We start from the raw sequence: 18,227 nt of genomic DNA on the forward strand, positions 1-18,227 counted from the left end.
AATGGCGCACAGCGGTGAGAGGCGCCGCGTTCGGGGGTGTTCGAAACAGGCGGTCGGGCCTGGGGCTCCGGTCATCAGGCCCGGGGCGGGGTGACGGTCTCCTTGTCGACAAATGCCTGAAGGGCGGGAGGGTAGTCCAAGCCCGCCGGAAGAGCGACGCCCGGACCGGTGGGGGCGTGGACGAGGCCGTGGGTGTCGATGCCGCTCTCGCGGCTGATGGGGTTACCCATGACCAGCGACTCGTAGTACGTGGTGTTCGAGATGGCCATGCACAGGTGCCGGTTGGGGATCTCCGGGCCGTGCACCTCGGCGCGCAGCCGGTAGGCGTCGGCGAGGTGGGCGGTGCGCATGGCGCCGGTGAAGCCGCCGCGCAGTTGGGTGGAGGCGCGGACTCCGAAGGTGGCGGCGCCGGCCTGGATGAAGTCGGCCGAGTTCATGTGCGCCCCGTCGGAGGTCTCGGCCACGAGAAGGGGAACGGCCACCGCGTCGGCCAGGCGCTTGTACGCGGTGACGCTGAACTCCCTCATCGGCTCCTCGTACCAGAGGTAGCCGGCGTCCGAGAGGGCGTGCCCGAGATGGATCGCGTCGGGGAGGTCGAAACCCGCCGACCCGTCGAACATCAGGGGGACGCCATCCCCCACATGCTCGCGCAATGCCACCGACAGGCGGGCGTCGCGGCGGGCGTCACCCCAGGCGTGTAGCTTGATGGCGGGGTAGCCGAGCTCCAGGGCCTGGTCGGCGATGTCCAGGTACTCCTCGACCGAGGAGTAGGTGACAGTGGAGGCGTAGGCGGGTATCGAGGTGCGGTAACCGCCCAGCATCTGCCAGGTGGGCCGGTCGGCGAGTCGTCCGGCCAGGTCCCACAGCGCGGTGTCGACCAGCCCCAGCAGGTAGAGCGGGAGTTCCTCCGTGCGGTCCAGCTCCCACATGCGGTGCCAGAGCCATTCCCGCTGCAGGGGATCCTGCCCCACCAACTCCGCACGCAGTACGCGGTCCAGCAGGTCCGCCAGGATGACCCCACTGCCCCGCCGGGGGGACATGGCCACCCCCTCGACCCCTTCGTCCGTGCGGATGCGCAGTACTGCGGCCTGGCCCTCGGCCGGGCTGCCCAGGAGTCCTTCCCGCCAGACGAAGGGCGGTCTGACTCCCGGCACCCGGACCGGATGGCACTCGATTTCGGCAATGCGCACGGCTTGCACCCCTTGCGACGGGAAGTACTGCTGCGAAATTTTCGTGTAACGTAAGTCGTCATACGAATGCTGTCAAGGAGTTCGGCGCAGTAAACTCGCCGCCATCCGCACCTACAAGGGGGGATCACGAATGGCCAAGAACAACACCGGCAGAGCAGAGGAGTCGGCTGTTCTCAAGCCCTGGCCCAAGCGTCCGGCCCGACTGGCGCAGGCCGTCATGGAGAGCCTCACCGACACGATCGTTTCGGGCGCCCTTCCCCCAGGGTCGACCCTGCCGGTCGAACCCGAGCTCTGCGAGACGTTCGGTGTCAGCCGCATCACCATCCGTGAGGCGGTGAAGTCCCTGGAGGCCAAGGGGCTGGTCCTCGCCCGGCAGGGCTCCGGCACCACCGTGACCCCGCCCGAGGAATGGAACCTCCTCGACCCCATCGTGCTCGCCGCCACCGTCCAGCATGACGACCAACTCGTCGTCCTCGACCAGTTGGTCGACATCCGCTCGACACTGGAAGCCCAGATGACAGCCCAGGCCGCGGACCTGGCCACCGACGACGACCTGCGAGCCATCGAGCGGCTGCTCGCCCGGCTCGACGAGGAAACCGTCGTCCCGGCACGCTTCATCGAGACCGACGTGGCCTTCCACGACCGGATCATGCAGGCATCCCACAACAGGCTCGGGCGTTCCATCATCCGGATCCTCCACGCCCAGGCGCGCACGACGTTCCTGTACAACGGCACTCCGGACGCGACCGCGTGCGAGCGGGCCAACGCGGAGCACCGCGCAGTCGCCGAGCGGCTGCTGGCCCGGGACTCCGAGGGGGCCGCGCAGGCCATGGCGGCACACATCCAGACCGCCTGGAGCCGCCGCCGCTCGCCGAACGTCGGCTCGCCCGCCTCCTGAGATCTCCCACCGACAACGCCCCCGAGCCGACAGGCCGGGGGCGTTCGCATGTCCAGGTTGGGGCCGAGCCGGCAGCGCGCAACCTATTGACGAAATTCGTATGACGTCTAATGTTCATCGCTGTTACCCCCTTCCCTCTTGGCGGCCGGGCCTCTCCTGCCCCCACCAAGAGCCCCATGGGCCCCCCGAACCTCCCGGAAGGTGTCACGTGCGAACAACCCGCATCCGTCCCCCGGTTTCTCACCGTCTCAGATCATGGCTGGCCACAGCCGCCGTCCTCACTGCCTCGACGGCCACGGTCCTCGTTCAGGCCGGCCCCGCCTTCGCGGCCGGCACGACGCTGTACGCCGCGCCGAACGGCTCCGGCACCGCCTGCTCCACGAGCCAGCCGTGCTCCATCACCCAGGCCAAGACCCAAGTGCGGGCGATCAACGACGCCATGACCGGTGACATCACGGTCGAGCTCGCCGACGGCACCTACCGTCTCTCCTCGCCACTCGCCTTCACCTCGGCGGACTCCGGCACGGGCGGCCACACCGTGAACTGGAAGGCCGCCCTCGGCGCCCGTCCCGTCATCACCGGAGCGCAGAAGGCCACCGGCTGGACCGTGCAGGACTCGGCCAAGAACATCTGGAAGGCCGACGTCGGCACCGGCTTCAACACGCGCCACCTGTTCGTCGACGGCGTCCTGGCCACCAGGGCGCGCTCCTCGGTCACCCGCTCCCACCTGACCGCGACCACCAGCGGCTACACCTTCTCGAACAGCTCGCTGAGCTACCTCAACAGCCTCGCGCAGCCCGGCCGGACCGAGATCCACGGCATCGGATCCTTCACCGACCGTTATGCCCCGGTGACCGGCATCAGCAGCGGCACCATCACCATGACCCAGCCCGCGTGGAACAACAACACCTTCGGCTACGACACCCTGACGAGCCCCTTCCACGACGGCCCCCTCTACATCGAGAACGCCTACGAGTTCCTTGACACGGCCGGCGAGTGGTACCTCGACACGGCTACCGGCACCCTCTACTACAAGCCGCTCACCGGGCAGGACATGAGTGAGGCCGACGTCGAGGTGCCGAAGCTGGAGTCGCTCATCGGCGTCGGAGGGACATACGCCTCCCCCGCCACCCACATCGCCTTCTCCGGGCTGCAGTTCTCGGGCACCAGTTGGCTGGACCCCACCACCCACGGCTACGCCAGCCAGCAGACCGGCGCGTACATCTCCGGTACCTGGGACCGCCCGTCGGACGCGCTGACCTCGTGCCAGAGCGGCTGCCCGCTCTTCGAAGCAACCCGCCCCCACTGGGACCAGATGCCCTCCGCCGTCCAGGTCTCGGCCGCCGACCACATCACGTTCACCGGCAACCGGTTCACCCAGCTCGGACAGAGCGGCCTCGGTATCGGCAACGACGCGGGCGCCCACACCTCTGGCGTGGGACTGGGCGCCGACACCATCACCGCGACCGGCAACGTCTTCACCCAGGACGCGGGCGGCGGCATCGTCGTCGGCGGCATCCAGGCAAACGCGCACCACCCCAGTGACAGCCGGATGACCAACCAGAACATCACGCTCAGCAACAACCTCATCCACGACGTGGCGTTGGAGTACCGCGACATGTCGGCCATCCTCGTCACCTACGTGAACGGCGCGACCGTCTCGCACAACGAGGTGTACAACCTGCCCTACTCCGGCATCACCATCGGCTACGGCTGGGGCGTCAACGACATAGGCGGCAGCCAGGACTACGTCAACCGGGGCCTGTACGACTACCAGCCCACCTACACGACCGCGACCACCGCCGCGAACAACCACGTCACCGACAACTACATCCACGACCTCATGCAGCAGATGACCGACGGAGGATGCCTGTACACCCTGTCGGCGTCACCGGGCAGCACCTTCGAACGCAACTACTGCCACAACAACAACGGTTGGTTCGGCTTCTACCACGACGAGGGCTCCCGGAACTTCACGGACACCAACAACGTCTTCCGCAACACCGGCCGCTGGGCCCAGCAGAACAGCACCTCGGTCAACAACACCGGCGCCCTGACCCTGACCGACAACTGGACGAGCAACAGTTCCTCGATCATCACCAACACCGACGGCCGCGGTAACGTGGTGAGCGGCACCGTCGTCGTCAGCAACGGCAACTGGCCGTCAGCCGCCAGGACGGTCATGAACAACGCCGGTATCCAGCCCCTGTACCGTCCGCTGACCACCGACCCCGTCAACTCCCCCTACAGCGCCTACTCCTCCACCCCCGCCGACACCGGCCAGAGCGGCGGCCACTTCACGATCACCGACGCGGGCGAGGACATCTGGGGCGCCGGCGGACAGCACGAGGACGAGTACGGCACGGTCTTCCGAAACGGGGCAGCCGGCGACGGCACGTCGGTGACCGCCCGGGTCGACAACCTGGACAACACCAACGGCTGGGCCAAGGCCGGCGTCGTCCTGCGCAACAACCTGACGGGCGACGGCTCCTCCGCCGGATACGCGGCTGTGGTGGTGACCCCGAGCAACGGCGTCAGCTTCCAGCGGGACTCCAACGCCGACGGATACCTCGACCAGCTCACGAACACCGCTGCCACCGTCAAGGCACCGGTCTGGGTGCGGCTCACCCGCACCGCCACCCAGGTGTCCGCCCACTACTCCACCGACGGATCCACCTTCACCCAGGTCGGCTCGACGGTGACCCTGCCGTCCATGGCGACCACCCAGGATGCCGGTGTCATCCACACGGCCCACAGCACCACCGCCGGCAGCGCGGCATTCAGCAACCTGCGCATCGTCACCTCTCCCTACAAGGCATACAGTTCCATCCCGGCCGCCGTCAGCCAGAGCGGCCAAGTGACCTCCCTGACCAACGCGGGCATCGACATGTGGCGCACCGGCACGGCGTACGACGACGAGTACTCCGCCGCCTACCAGGCCGGTGCCGCTGGAACGTCCTCGACCGTCACTGTCCGTGTCACCAGTCAGGACAAGACCAACGGCTGGGCCAAAGCCGGCCTGATGCTGCGAAACAACATCGCCTCCGCCGGCTCGTCCGCCGGGTACCTCGTCCTGGCCACCACCCCCAGCAACGGAGTCGCCCTGTCGTCGGACTCCAACGGTGACGGCTACCTCGACACCAACACCATCAAGACAGGAAGCGCCACCGTCGCCCCGGTCTGGCTCCGCCTGGTCAGGAGCGGCACGTCGGTCACCGGCTCCTACTCCGCCAACGGCACCACCTGGACCACTGTCGGCACCGCGACGCTGACCGGAGCGAACAGCACTCTGGACGCGGGCATGTTCTCCACGGCCCACGCCGGAAGTATCGGCACCGCGGCCTTCAGCCAGTTCTCCGTCAACTGAGCGACCGCGTCTCCAGTACATGACGTACGGCACCCGGCCCGTACCCGGGCCGGGTGCCGTACAAAGACGCAGCGCCCCGAAGCCGGTCCCGGGGCAATCGAGGTCAGCCTACGCAGGCAGAACCGTTCCAGGTCGTACCAGAGGGGCAGGAAACCGAGGGGCGTACGTTGATCGCCTGGGCCTCCTCCGCCGGGACGAGCACGGCTCCGAAGACCCCGCACACGATGGCGGCACACACGGCGATGCTGCGGGACTTGTTGAGGACAGCACTCACAAGAACTCCTTGAAGCTTCAGTGGAGGGGATACAGCTGAAAACAGACATCTGTGACGAGCACGCGTGATCAACTCGCGGTCACATCGCCGTTGCCGCAGATGTGTCGAGCCGCGGACACTGAACTGCGCCCGCACGAAGGCAAGTTCACCTGCCAAGAGCCAAGCGCGGAGTCGGGGCTCGCACCCCTGCCTGCCCCCGCGCTCCCTCCGCAGGAAAGTCCTTGCCCACCACCGTGCTTTCGGCGCGCCGAAAGCACGGCAGATTCGGTCGTCCCGGCGGGGCAGTCCCGTCATGGCCCCGGGGCCAGCGTCAGGATCGTGCGGCCCGCGGTCGTGGAGCCGTCGCTGTACTCCACGGCTCCCATGTACCGCTTGCCGGGGACTGTGCCGCGCCAGGCCACTGTGAACTCGGCGCCCTTGCCGGGGCTGACAGGCCGGGTGGCCGGGGTCACCTGCGCGCGGGCGTCGGGGGCTCCCTGGCCGACCCGCCAGGTCCAGAGGGTGTAGGACTGACCGGTCGCGCCCGGCGGGAGAGCGTACTGGACGATGTAGACGTCGTAGGTACCGGGCGGCAGGTCGTTCTGCTCGTCCGAGCCGGTCCCCGGGAAGCGTCCGAACGGTTCACCATCGGCGTCGAAGACGTACATGTCGAGGTCGCTGCCAGGCAGGTGGTCGGCCGAGGTGACCGCCACTCTGGTGAACGCGGCACCCTTCGGTACCTGGATCCGTACCTTCGCGACCGCGTCCGAGGGGCGCGGATGGCTGATGAAGTCCACGTCCGGGTTGGTTCCCGTCAGCGTGCCGGTCGTCTTCTTGCCCGCGTACAGGCCCTTCGTCGTCGCTGTCAGGTCGCCGGCCCGGTCCGCGTACGCGGTGAGCGCGGCGGAACCGGAGCCACCGGCGTCCGCCGTGATCTCGTGCAGTGCGCGGAAGGGGGCGGCGCGCAGGGCCAGCGGGCTGGTGACCCGGTGCCGACTGTGCGTGTCGCCCCAGGTGAGGGATCCGAAGGACCACGTGCCGTACGGGGCGTCGCCGCGGGTGAAGGTCACCTTGTACGTCGCCGTCCGGCCGGGCTTCAGGGTCAGCCGCTTCGGGGAGACCTTGGCTTTGAAGCCGGCAGGCGTCTTGAGCGTCGCCTTGTAGTCGGCGGTCCGCGCGGAGACGTTGGTGACGGTGCGGGTGACCGTCTGCCGGGCGACCAGGTCGCCGACCGCGAGGGCGGGATGGTTGAGGTTGCTCGGGTCGGTGCGCCGGCGGGTGGCGCAGGCGTTGCCCTGATCGGTGATCGGCCCCTGGCCGAGGGCGCACAGGTACGACTTCCAGTCGGCGGGAGTCGAGTCGTAGACCAGGCCGGGGTCGTCGGCCCGTGCGGCCCTGGGGACACCGGCGCCGTAGTCGAGCGGGCTCGCGGAGTCGGCGTCCTGCCGCCCCATGGGCCCGCCACGGTTGTCGGTGGTTGTCGCCGTGGTCATCAGCGCCGACCGGATCTCGCTCGGTGACCAGTCGGGGTGCAGGGACTTCAGCAGCACCGCCATGCCCGCGACGTAGGGCGCCGCGAACGACGTACCGGAGATCAGGTCGTAACCGCCCGGCTGTCCAGGGGTGTCCGACAGGGTGGCCGCAGGCACGAAGTCGCCCGGCGCGGCGATCTCCGGCTTGAGCAGGTCGCCGCCGCTGAAGGGATCGGGGCCGCTCGACGAGTCGATGCGGACGGCCGGGGCCTGCCGGGGAACGCGGGTGCTGCCGGTGAGAGCGGCGGTGGCGCCGCGGGTGGCGGCGTACGCCTTCACCTTCCGGCCGTCCTTCTCGTTCAGTTGCAGGTACGGCAGTTCGTACCGCTCGGCGACGACACCCCGCCCGCTGGACGGCGTGTCGACGATGACGACCGCCGAGCCACCCGCCCGGGCCACCTCCGTCACCTTCTCGTCCAGGAAGTTCTCGCCTCTGTCGCAGACCACGATCTTCCCCCGGGCCTTGGCCGGGTCCAGCGAGCCGTCCAGGCACAGCGTGGCCTTCGCGGGGTCCGTGCGGCCGACGTCGGCGGCCTGGACCAGGAAAGTCTTCGGGATGTCCCGGCTGTAGGAAAGGTTGTTGAAGCTACGGCCGTCGCCCATCTTCAGCGTCGCGCGGTACTCGGCGTCGTGCGTGGTGGAGGCCACGGACGTGATCCACGGCGCGGTGTGGTCCACCGCCTGGGGGCCGTTGTTGCCGGCTGCCCCGGCGATGAAGACGCCCGCCGCGGCGGCGTTGCGCATGGCCTCCAGGGTGAACGGGTCGAGGAGCGACCCCCGGTACGAGAAGTTGATCACGTCCACGCCGTCGGCCACGGCACTGTCGAACGCCGCTGTGAGCGCCGTGGCCAAGCACCCACCGCCCCAACAGGCCTTGTAGAACGCCAGCCGGGCCGCCGGCGCGACCCCGCTGAGGGGTCCGCCGATGGAGGTTCCCTGAATCGACGCGGGAGTCGCGTGGTCGCCGGCGGCGATGCTGCCGACGCCGGTGCCGTGGCCGTCGGTGTCCAGCGGTGAGGGGGCGTCCACCTCATCGTCGGATCGGCCCTCACGGAACCAGCGGGCGCCGATCACCTTGTTGTTGCAGGTGATGCGGAACTCGGGGCGGCTCGCATCGCCCCTGTCACAGGTGCCGTGCCACTTCCTGGCGATGACGTCCGCGTCGGGGCGCGGCTCCGACAGCGGCGCGAACATCGGGTGGTCCGGGTCGAAACCGCTGTCGATCACCCCGATGATCATGCCTTCACCCGCGCGTCGCGGGCCGCCGACCTTCGCCCACAGACCCTTCTTCCCGGACAGTCCGAGTTGGGCGGGGATATCGGGCAGCGGGGCGGTTGAAGACGCGTGGCCGGTGCCGGAGGAGCCCTTCGCGGAGTTCGTGGCCGCGACGGCCTCCCCGCCCGGCCGCACCGTGGCGGCCGGGCGGGCGTCGGACGGCACCGCGTCGCGCCCGGCGACGGCGGTTCGGAGAACCGTACTTCGGGTCAGCGACACCACACCGGGCACGGCCGCCAGCTTCTCGGCCTGCCCGCCGGTGAGTTCGGCCGCGAACCCATTGAACGTGTACGCGTAGGCGTACTGCTCTTGGATGCCTGGAACGGCACCGAGCACTACGTCCCGGCGTCGCTCCAGGTACCGCAGATACGACTTGGCCGCGCCGGATCCGACATCGAGCCGCTTGCCGGCCGTGGAGGCGGTCCCCTTGAGACCACGCAAGCCTCCCCCGTACGTCGCCAGCGGCTCGTCGGCCAGCTTCACGAGGTACGTGCCCGTCCGGTAAGTCCCCTCGTTCCGGCCGGAGTCGGCGTCCATGACCGCGGGCGCGGGCGCTGCGGTGGTCAGCGCCAGAGAACATGCGAGAAGAAGGGCCAAGAAGGGTGCGAGGGTCCTGGCGCTTCTTTGGAGCAGTATCAACAAGACTCCATGCGGTGGTCGATTCAGCCACGCCCAGACGGCCGTGTGAGGGGAGGGCCACACCCGAGCCGCCCCAAATCGCCCGCCACGGTGGGTGCGGGAGAAGGAGTGGACACCGGGTTGCCGCGAGGCGACGCCCTCGGTGAAGACGTCGTCGGCCGGGCCTTATGCTTACCGCCGGTAACAGCGACTCGAAACCACCGATGGGGCGTGTGACGTGCCAGAGTTTCCGGCCTTCGATGTCATGACGGCGACCTGCCCGTCCCGCACCTCGCTCGCCCGCATCGCCAACAAGTGGACGGCCATGGTGGTCATCGCGCTCAGCAAAGGCCCCATGCGCTTCCGCGACCTGCGCACCAGCGTCGACGGCATCAGCGCCAAGGTCCTCACCGAGACGCTCCGGGACCTGGAGCGCGACGGACTCGTCATCCGGCACGTGTACGGCGAGGTCCCGCCCCGGGTCGACTACGAGTTGACCGCACTGGGGCGCACTCTGTACGCCCCGCTTCAGGCGCTGGGCCTGTGGGCTGAGGAACACTTCGCCGAGGTACTCGCCGCCCGCGAGAGCTACGATGCCCGCCAACGACCGTGACGGGTCACCAGCGGTAAGCAAGGGCGACACGTCGTGCAGGTAAACCTGACGATGACGCGCCCGGAACCCCCACCGAAACATGGGCGTTCATCATCGCCAGGTGCACGACGATCACCGCTGGATCGCACGGACTCCCTGCGGGCCGGCCCGCGAGGCGTCATTCAGAGGTACAACGGCCTCGGCGTTTTCGTTTCGCGGGCCGAGGCGCGCGAGACGGCCGCCACGGGCGCTCGCCCGGGAATCTCCCGAGCGGCTTCCGCCCCGAAGGATGAGGGCGGCCTACTGCCCCCAGAAGGCGTCCTCGGCCACCTGGTCGCCGGAGAACAGCCACATCTCGACGATCTTGCCGTCCTTGAGGCGCAGGACATCCACGCCGTCCATGCCCATGGACGCGTCCTCACGCCGCCCGGCGAAGTGGATCGAGGCTGCCACCATGTCGCCGTTGCCCATGAGAGCGTGGATCGTGTCGATGGCGAAGGAGCCCTGGCTGGCCTCCATCATCCCGCCGAGCATCGCGAAGACGGCGTCGCGCCCCTTGCGCTCACCGGAGAACCGGTTGGCGCCGGGCTGATGCCAGACGATCCCCTCGTCCAGAAGCTCACCGACCTTGGCCAGGTCACCCTTCTGAACTGCCTGGAAGTACTCACGCGCGATGTCGACATTGTTGCTGGTCATGACAACACTCCTCACGCCTCCGGCATGGAGGCAGTACGACTCACTGTTACAGCCTGGATGCGAGGCGCGACGGGCGCGACTCGGAATGGATCAACGGCACGCGTCAGGTTTCGGCATCAAGCGCCGCCGACCAGCGAGCCGTTCGCGAACGGAGCGGTTGACCCCCGGCCGACCCTGCCTTCGGCGAGTTCTCCCGCTGCACTCCCATATTCACCACCGGTAACCAGTCACCTCAACGTAACCAATGGGCCCACGTGACACACGTCACACGCCACGTCGGAGGTGACCTGGGCGGCCCGCCGTTCGCGGCCCGCCCCGCCGCCCGCAAGTGACCGGACCGCGACCGGCGCCCTCACCGCCGAGGCGGACCCGAGCGCAGCTTGGGACGCATCGGCCTCCTGCCTGGGTCCGCCACTGCCCAGCAAGGACGACCACCCCTTCGTCGCGGACGGGCGGTGTGTGGCGGCGGTCCTGATGCCGCTCGCACCCGACCATGTGAAGGTCCGCGCACGACGCGCCCAACCACACATTCACCCGATCTATCGAGCCTGTCGCAACCCGCAACCCGGCGACCTGACACGGGAACTTAAGCAGTCATCGGCTGTGATCGGCATGAATACGTCCATCCCCTAGACAGAGTCCGCAGTAGAGCCCCTTAATAGATCCGATGTCACTCCGGGCAAGACAGCCGTGTAGGTGGCCTCTTTTCTGCTCGCCGCCTGACGGTGACCAGCCATCCGTTCCGCCCGGTTGTCGATCCGCAGCACGGCGTGCTGTGCCGGGAAGGTCAGGAGATCACGTTGTCAACGATCAGCCACAGAAGGGTCGCCCGCCGCTACGGCGGTCCGCCGAGCGCGGGCATCGCCCTCCGCTGTGGCCTCTCCACGCAGGATCCGGCCGTGCAGCGTCCAGCCCGCCATCGTGCGGTACCTCGTCCCGCTCCGCGCCCTCTTGCAGGCGAGGTCGGTGCGACGGGCCAGGACACCTGACAGCGGGTCAGCCGACGGCCCCCGCGTTTATCGCTCAGCCAAGCGATTGAGCCACCGCAACGACAGCTCGGTCGCCGACCGAGGGCGGTCACCTTCCGCATGGCACCCGCCCGGACTGCGGTTCCAGGGAAGGTTCACCGCCACTTCGAGAGTCCGTCCATGCCCCGGCGCCCAGGCCGACGACTGCTCCCTGAGGTGTCGTCATCGCAACAACTGCCATCGATCCACAGGAGTGGGCCATGTCCTCACGAAGAATGACTCGCCGTACGTTTCTCGGCGCTGCGGGTGCGGCGAGCGCCGCGACCGCCCTGCCGGTCATCCCCGGCTTCTCCGGCCTGTTGTCGCAGGCAGCGGCGGCGGACACCCAGACCAATCTGAGCAAGATGGTCGACATGCGGTTCGGCATGTTCAACCACTTCAGCCTGGGCACGTTCACGAACCAGGAGTGGGCCGAGCCCAGGCAGAGCCCCACCCTCTTCGCTCCGCCGAGCGTCAACTGCGCACAGTGGGCCGACGCGGCGGCTGCCGCGAAGATGAGTTACGGCATCCTGACCACCAAGCACCACGACGGCTTTGCCCTGTGGCCGAGCGCCTATGGCACCCAGAACGTCGCGAACAGCTCCTACAAGCAGGACGTCGTACGGGCGTACTGCGACGCCTTCCGGGCGAAGGGCCTGAAGGTCGGGTTCTACTACTCGATCTGGGACCGCACCTTCGGCGTCGAGGCATGGGAAAGTCGGCACAAGGTGACCGGGCTCGAAATCACCGATGCCATCAAGCCCGACCACATGACCTTCATGCTCGGTCAGATTCGCGAGCTGCTCACCGACTACGGCACAATCGACATGTTCATGACTGATGGCTACGCCTGGCAGATGGGGCAGCAGGCCGTCTCGTACCAGAGGATCCGTTCGCTGGTGAAGGAACTGCAGCCGGACTGCGTCATGATCGACATCGGCGGACTGTCGGAACCCTTCCTCAGCGACGCGATCTTCTTCGAGGAGCCGCTGGGCGTCACGGCGCCGGCGGGCAACACCTACGCCGGTATGCAGGGACAGACCATCAGCAACGGCTGGTTCTGGCATCCCTCCACCCCGACCGAAGGCCTCATGAGCAGGGCCGCGATCCTCTCGCACCTGGCCGACCTGGAGCCGAAGTACACCTCCTTCATCCTCAACTGCCCGCCCAACCGCAACGGCCTGCTCGACACCAACGTCGTCAACCGGCTCGCCGAGGTCGGCGCGGCCTGGAGCCCCGACACCTCCAGGCCGCCACTGCCCACCCAACTGCTGCGCGCCGAGCACCCCGTCACCCCGGTCAACGCGTACGCCACCGCCTTCCGCACCGGCGAGGGACCGCTCAACGCCATCGACGGACTCAGCGACGTCCGCTACGAGACCTGCTGGTCGACCTGGGGCCTGTCCCCGGCCCTGCCTCACTCGATCACGATCGACCTGGGCGGGGTGTGGAGCAACGTCTCCACCCTGGAGTACCTGCCCAAGCAGTGGAACCGCACCAACTCAACCGACGGCGACATCACCTCGTACACCATCTCCACCAGCACCGACGGCACGAACTTCACCCAGGTCGCCACCGGCACCTGGGCCGGCAACCAGAAGACCAAGCTGGTGGAGTGGCCCAACCGGAACGTGGGCTTCGTACGGATCCAGGTCAACGCGGCCACCGGCGGCTACGCCAACATCAGCGGCGTCAGGATCGGCGGCCGGTCGGTCAAGCCTGCCCTTGTCTCGAGGGTCCTGCCGGGCGACGGCACCGTGTACCGGCTGGTGAACCGCAACAGCGGCAAGGTCGCCGACGTCAGCGGGAACGGAACCGCCAACGGCACCAACATCCTCCAGTGGCCCTGGCTGAACCGGAACAACCAGAAGTGGACCTTCGCCTCCACCGGCGACGGCTACTACGAGATCAAGGGCGTCAGCAGCGGCAAGCTCATGGAGGTGGCCGGGCTCTCCCGCGACGACGGCGGCAATGTGGCCATCTATGCGGACTCCGACGTCCCCCAGCAGCACTGGGCCGTCACGCCCACCGGTGACGGAAACTACTTCCTCATCAATCGCTACAGCGGTCTCTGCCTCGCCGTCGACGAGGGCAGCACCGCCGACGGAGCCAACATCGAACAGCAGCCGTACGCGTCACTGACGCGGCAGCAATGGCAGATCATTCCGTCCTGACCTGCCCTCCGCCCCTCCTCCTCCACCGCTGGCTGCTGAGGAGGAGGGGCAGGGTCGTCTGCGGCTGAACAGCCCAGGAAACGTGGGCAGTGCCTGGCGGCTGACGTGGCGGCCGACCACCACACATCCACCGGAGCGCTGATCGTCCAGTCCACCGGAATGGCGAACGAACCCGCCCGCTCGAGCCGCCCTTGTACGACACGATGCAGCGGCAACTCCACAGAGCGGCCGGAGAGAAAGTGGTCACATTCGGGACGGCGGCGGGCGACAAAGATTGCGGAGGACCGGCCGAAAAACATACTTTGACCCGGCGAAATGCAAGCCCTTGCCCTTCGCAAGGCGTCGCAGCGGGACGCCGCAGCGCCATGACGGCTCGCGCACCGCACACCCACCCCCGCCCTCCCCCGCACCTCACGCACCCAGGTTCCCGCATGCCCAGACGCACCGTCGCCCCTGTCCTCCTCATACTCGGCTCGCTCGCTCTGACAGCCGCCTGCTCCACCGGCTCGCCGCCGGCGGACTCCGCGCCCTCCCCGGACGGCCCGTCCCGGGCCGGAGGCAACGACACCGGCACCCAGGTCGACCTGACCAAGCTCAAGGGCGTGAACATCGTCAGCGACAGCAGCACCGACCGCTCCTGCCCGTGGGCCACGAGCTACCCGGACGTGCCCGGCGCCGACGCGATGACGGCCGCGATGAAGAAACAGGTGGAGGGACGTCTCGCGGTCTTCCTCGGCGAGGACATCGGCGGCCCGCCGAGCTGCGGTGGCGCGGACGGGTCGGAGAGGCCCGAGCTGAACATCAGCTTCTCGTTCGTCGTGGCCTCCGGCGACGTGCTGGGCGTCCGGCTGACGACGGTTGACCGCACGTCGAACGCCGACGGTGTGGACACCAGGGCGTACTGGTACGACGGTGCCGCCAAGGAATACCGGACGTCCCCCGGCCTCATCGCGGACCACTCCCAGGACGCCTTCGTCTCGGCCCTGAAGAAACGCCTGGAGAAGCGGGAAGGGGTCACCCCCGACACCGTCGAGGCGGCACTCGGCGACCAGGAAGGCCGCGATGCCTACCTGGACGATATGGCCTTCACCCCCGCCGGCGATCTGAAAGTGGACTTCGACCGGGGCGCGGTCGGCCTCCCCCCGGCCGGCCGCCTCTCCGTCACCCTCCCCAAAGCGACGGTCACCCCGTGGCTGTCCGACTTCGGCGATCGGGCCCGGAAGCAGACCACCGACCCGGACGACAAGTTCGACCTCGGTGCCGCACAGACGTCCGCCCCGTCCGTCTCCGCGCAACCGGACCCGGGCGCGGACGGCACGGACTGCTCCAAGGCCAAGTGCATCGCCCTGACCTTCGACGACGGTCCCGCCGTCCCCGAGACGGGAACGCTGCTCAAGTACCTCGCCCAGTACAAGGCGCGGGCCACCTTCTTCGTCGTGGGCCAGAACGTCGCCACCCACCCTGAGGTCGTCCGCGCCGAGAAGCTGTCAGGCCACGAGATCGCCAACCACTCCTGGAACCACCCGGTCCTCACCCACCTGACCCCCGCGCAGATCCACTCCCAGATGGAGCGCACCGACGCGGCGATCAAGGCAGCCACGGGCGAGGAGCCGAGGCTCTTCCGCCCGCCGTACGGCGCGATCGACGACAAGGTCCGGGCAGCCACCAGCCTCTCCCCCGTCCTGTGGGACATGGACACCCTGGACTGGAAATCGCACGACCCGGCCGAGGTCGCCCAGACCGTCATCTCCCAGGCCGAACCCAACGACGTCGTCCTGATCCACGACATCCACCCCACCTCGGTCGCCGCCGTCCCCGAGATTCTGCGCACCCTCACCGCCCAGGGCTACCACTTCGTCACGGTCAGCCACCTGCGCGCAACCCTCTGATCTCCGGCGGGCGGGCCGCCGCATCGGTCGGCAGACGCTTGACGGCCCTCACCCGCTCCGGCCTTGTGGGGGCCGCGAACCCCACACGGTGGCACGCACGCATACAGCGCCACGCAGGTGCGCCTCACCGGCGGTCCGGGGACGCGGCTCGGCACCGCAGGTCCGCGCCATCGGGACGTGACTGCCGGAGGCGGGACGGCGCAGACGCCGAGCACGTCACGGGGTGCCCAGCGCCTGGCCTCAATGCGGCGTTCCACCTACCGCGTGCGAGGGCGGCTGGGCGATCACAGCCCGATGTCGGTCAGCCACTGGCCCGTGGTCCGCGGGGTGACGCCCAGCAGCTTCTGGGCGGAGGTCTCAGGCTCGATCGAGCGGCCCGGCATGGCACTCATCGCCTGGTAGCCCGCCGCGACGTCGGCAGCCGGGCCCGCCCCGATGAGAGGTGCGACCGCCGTACGGAATTCCTCAGGGGTGATCGGCTCGAAGCCCACGTCCCGGCCCAAACGGGCACCGAACGCCTCGGCCAGATCCGGCCCCGTGATCGCCGGGAACTGCCCGACGGAGACCACCCCAGTGACGTCCGTGCGCTCGAACAGGGCGACGGCGGCATCGGCGATGTCCAGATGGGACGCCCAGGAGACGGGGAAGTCGGCCCGGATCGGGTAGGGCAGAACACCGCGCTCGCGGACCGAGTCGATGACGTACGGCATGAGCAGGTTCTCCAGGTACAGCTCGGGCGCGATCACCGCATGGGACACGCCACTCTCGGCCAGGCCGGCGGCCAGCGCCGCGGCGGCCCCGCCGATGGCGGGATCCGTCGGGAAGCCGCTGGTGGAGAACACGACGCGGCCCGGCCTGGCCTCGCGAACAGCGGTGAGGATGTTGCCCGCAAAGAGCTGGCGGTCCTCTTCCGCGGTCACCGGCAGATGGACGAACACTCCCGCGGCACCACGGTAGGCGTCGGTCAGGTCGGCCACGGAGGAGTAGGCGGCGGCCACGACACGGGCGCCCTCCACCACGGCGTGCTCGTCGCGGGTGACAGCGGTGACGGACTTGCCCGCGGCGGCGAGAGCGGAGACGACTGGGGCACCTTGGGCGCCGGTGGCGCCATGGATCACGTAGGTCATGGAGTTATTAGTGCATACGGTGCACCGGTTACATCAACTGCACTAATGGGCTACCCTCAAAAAAGTGACCACTCCCTGCCTTCCCGAGTGCGGTGTCGCCCGCTTCCTCACCCTCCTCAACGGCCCCTGGGCCACCCTCATCGTGCGCGAACTCCTGCATGGTCCGCACCGATTCACCGAACTGCGCGCTGCCCTGCCCGGTATCAGCCCCCACACCCTCACCAGCCGCCTGCGTCAGTTCGAGACTCACGGCATCGTCACCCGCACCGCCTACGCGGAGATCCCTCCGCGCGTGGAGTACCGCCTCACCTCTCTGGGTGAGGGGCTACGCGACGTCCTTGAGGCCATGGCCACCTGGGCCGAGGCGGTCCCCGACCCCGAGCCTCCTGTCACGGTGTGATCCACGGGCCATGCACCGGCCTGCGCCGGCACCGTCGGGGGCACTCGCCCGGACACGGAGTGGCTCGCTGAAGGGCGACTATCGCGGAGAGCCGTGGTCGGCAGCGCCGAGATCGTTTCACGAGGCCGCCCGGTCGCCTGCGCTGTGCCTACGCAAGGCAGCCATCGAACGCTGCGTGATCTCTGGCACGGGCCCCAGCGCGGAGATCCTGACGAGCAGTTTCCGCGCCCGGTAGTAGGCAATGAGCGGCTCGGTAGCCCGGTGATAGACGTCGAGCCGTCTGCGCACCGTGTGCTCGGTGTCGTCCTGTCGCTGGTACAGCTCGCCGCCGCACAGGTCGCAGAGCCCAGGTGTGCGGGGCGCGTTGTGTGTCATGTGGAAGACATGGCTGTCGTCGGTACGGCAGAGCCGTCGGCCGGCGACTCGCCTGACGGCCTCCTCCTGCGGTACCTGCAGATCGAGCACCGCGTCGAGCGAGACTCCGTTGTCCTGCAGCAGTCGGTCGAGCGCCTCGGCCTGGTGCTCGTTGCGCGGAAAGCCGTCGAGCAGGAAACCGTCGGCGGTATCCGACCGGTCGATGCGGGACTTGGCCATGCCGATCGTGATCTCGTCGGGGACCAGCTGTCCGGCCTGCATGTAGTCCTGCGCCCGCCGTCCCAGCTCCGTGCCCTGACTGATGTTCATCCGGAACATGTCGCCCGTGGAGATGTGCGGAACGGACAGGTTTTTGGCCAGGTACGCGGCCTGCGTGCCCTTACCGGCACCGGGCAGCCCGACCATCACGATGCGCATCAGCGGGGAACCCTTCCGGCCTTGATCTCCTCGGTGAGCTGGGGGACGACGTCGAAGAGGTCGCCGACGACGCCGTAGTCGACGAGGTCGAAGATCGGGGCCTCGGCGTCCTTGTTGACCGCGACGATCGTCTTCGAGGTCTGCATGCCGGCCCGGTGCTGGATGGCGCCGGAGATGCCGTTGGCGATGTACAGCTGCGGCGAGACGGACTTGCCGGTCTGGCCGACCTGGTTGGTGTGCGGGTACCAGCCGGCGTCGACGGCGGCACGCGAGGCACCGACGGCCGCGCCGAGGGAGTCGGCGAGCGCCTCGATGACCGCGAAGTTCTCGGTGCCGTTGACGCCGCGGCCGCCGGAGACCACGATCGCGGCCTCGGTCAGCTCCGGACGCCCGGTGGACTCGCGCGGGGTGCGGCCG

At 68.6% G+C, this 18,227-nt stretch carries 13 protein-coding genes; 6 read left to right on the forward strand and 7 right to left on the reverse strand.

The annotated features are described in order from the left end of the window. Positions 1-74 precede the first annotated feature (74 nt). Positions 75-1,190, reverse strand: coding sequence for an enolase C-terminal domain-like protein (locus P1P70_RS01925; RefSeq protein ID WP_319233987.1), 1,116 nt, complete (start codon positions 1,188-1,190; stop codon positions 75-77). 130 nt (positions 1,191-1,320) lie between these two features. Here P1P70_RS01925 and P1P70_RS01930 point away from each other — a divergent pair, with 130 nt between their 5' ends. Together P1P70_RS01930 and P1P70_RS01935 are read left to right on the forward strand one after the other, a co-directional pair. After that, a complete protein-coding gene (locus P1P70_RS01930) occupies positions 1,321-2,088 on the forward strand; it encodes a FadR/GntR family transcriptional regulator (protein WP_319233988.1) in 768 nt (255 codons plus the stop codon). Positions 2,089-2,296: 208 nt separating this feature from the next. Further along, positions 2,297-5,455 (forward strand): DUF1349 domain-containing protein, encoded by a 3,159-nt coding sequence (locus P1P70_RS01935; protein WP_319233989.1) that lies wholly within the window; start codon positions 2,297-2,299, stop codon positions 5,453-5,455. 103 nt (positions 5,456-5,558) lie between these two features. Here the strand turns inward: P1P70_RS01935 and P1P70_RS01940 are convergent, their stop codons facing one another. Both P1P70_RS01940 and P1P70_RS01945 read right to left on the reverse strand, forming a co-directional pair. After that, complete coding sequence (locus P1P70_RS01940; protein WP_179202229.1) at positions 5,559-5,729, reverse strand: hypothetical protein; 171 nt, start codon at positions 5,727-5,729, stop codon at positions 5,559-5,561. A gap of 290 nt (positions 5,730-6,019) precedes the next feature. Beyond that, on the reverse strand, positions 6,020-9,112 hold the full coding sequence (locus tag P1P70_RS01945) for a S8 family serine peptidase (RefSeq protein WP_319233990.1): 3,093 nt from the start codon (positions 9,110-9,112) through the stop codon (positions 6,020-6,022). Between the two features lie 259 nt (positions 9,113-9,371). On the opposite strand from P1P70_RS01945, the gene P1P70_RS01950 reads away from it, so the two are divergent. Beyond that, positions 9,372-9,746, forward strand: a complete 375-nt coding sequence (locus tag P1P70_RS01950) for a helix-turn-helix domain-containing protein (RefSeq protein WP_319233992.1) — start codon at positions 9,372-9,374, stop codon at positions 9,744-9,746. 279 nt (positions 9,747-10,025) lie between these two features. Here the strand turns inward: P1P70_RS01950 and P1P70_RS01955 are convergent, their stop codons facing one another. Beyond that, positions 10,026-10,421 (reverse strand): nuclear transport factor 2 family protein, encoded by a 396-nt coding sequence (locus tag P1P70_RS01955; protein WP_319233994.1) that lies wholly within the window; start codon positions 10,419-10,421, stop codon positions 10,026-10,028. Positions 10,422-11,649: 1,228 nt separating this feature from the next. On the opposite strand from P1P70_RS01955, the gene P1P70_RS01960 reads away from it, so the two are divergent. Together P1P70_RS01960 and P1P70_RS01965 are read left to right on the forward strand one after the other, a co-directional pair. After that, positions 11,650-13,602, forward strand: coding sequence for an RICIN domain-containing protein (locus P1P70_RS01960; RefSeq protein ID WP_319233995.1), 1,953 nt, complete (start codon positions 11,650-11,652; stop codon positions 13,600-13,602). Positions 13,603-14,033: 431 nt separating this feature from the next. Next, a complete protein-coding gene (locus P1P70_RS01965) occupies positions 14,034-15,491 on the forward strand; it encodes a polysaccharide deacetylase family protein (RefSeq protein ID WP_319233996.1) in 1,458 nt (485 codons plus the stop codon). A 284-nt stretch (positions 15,492-15,775) separates the two neighbouring features. Here the strand turns inward: P1P70_RS01965 and P1P70_RS01970 are convergent, their stop codons facing one another. Then, positions 15,776-16,618 carry an SDR family oxidoreductase gene (locus P1P70_RS01970; protein WP_319233997.1) on the reverse strand — a complete coding sequence of 281 codons (843 nt, stop codon included), beginning with the start codon at positions 16,616-16,618 and terminating at the stop codon, positions 15,776-15,778. Positions 16,619-16,682: 64 nt separating this feature from the next. On the opposite strand from P1P70_RS01970, the gene P1P70_RS01975 reads away from it, so the two are divergent. Next, a complete protein-coding gene (locus P1P70_RS01975; RefSeq protein WP_086798912.1) occupies positions 16,683-17,018 on the forward strand; it encodes a winged helix-turn-helix transcriptional regulator in 336 nt (111 codons plus the stop codon). 117 nt (positions 17,019-17,135) lie between these two features. Here P1P70_RS01975 and P1P70_RS01980 read toward each other — a convergent pair whose 3' ends face one another. Next, positions 17,136-17,810 (reverse strand): adenylate kinase, encoded by a 675-nt coding sequence (locus P1P70_RS01980; RefSeq protein ID WP_086798910.1) that lies wholly within the window; start codon positions 17,808-17,810, stop codon positions 17,136-17,138. Continuing rightward, positions 17,810-18,227, reverse strand: a 418-nt coding sequence (locus tag P1P70_RS01985; protein ID WP_319233999.1) for an electron transfer flavoprotein subunit alpha/FixB family protein, incomplete at its 5' end; no start/stop codon positions are given. The genes P1P70_RS01980 and P1P70_RS01985, both read right to left, overlap by 1 nt.

Source organism: Streptomyces sp. MB09-02B, from assembly GCF_033794485.1.
GTDB lineage: Bacteria > Actinomycetota > Actinomycetes > Streptomycetales > Streptomycetaceae > Streptomyces.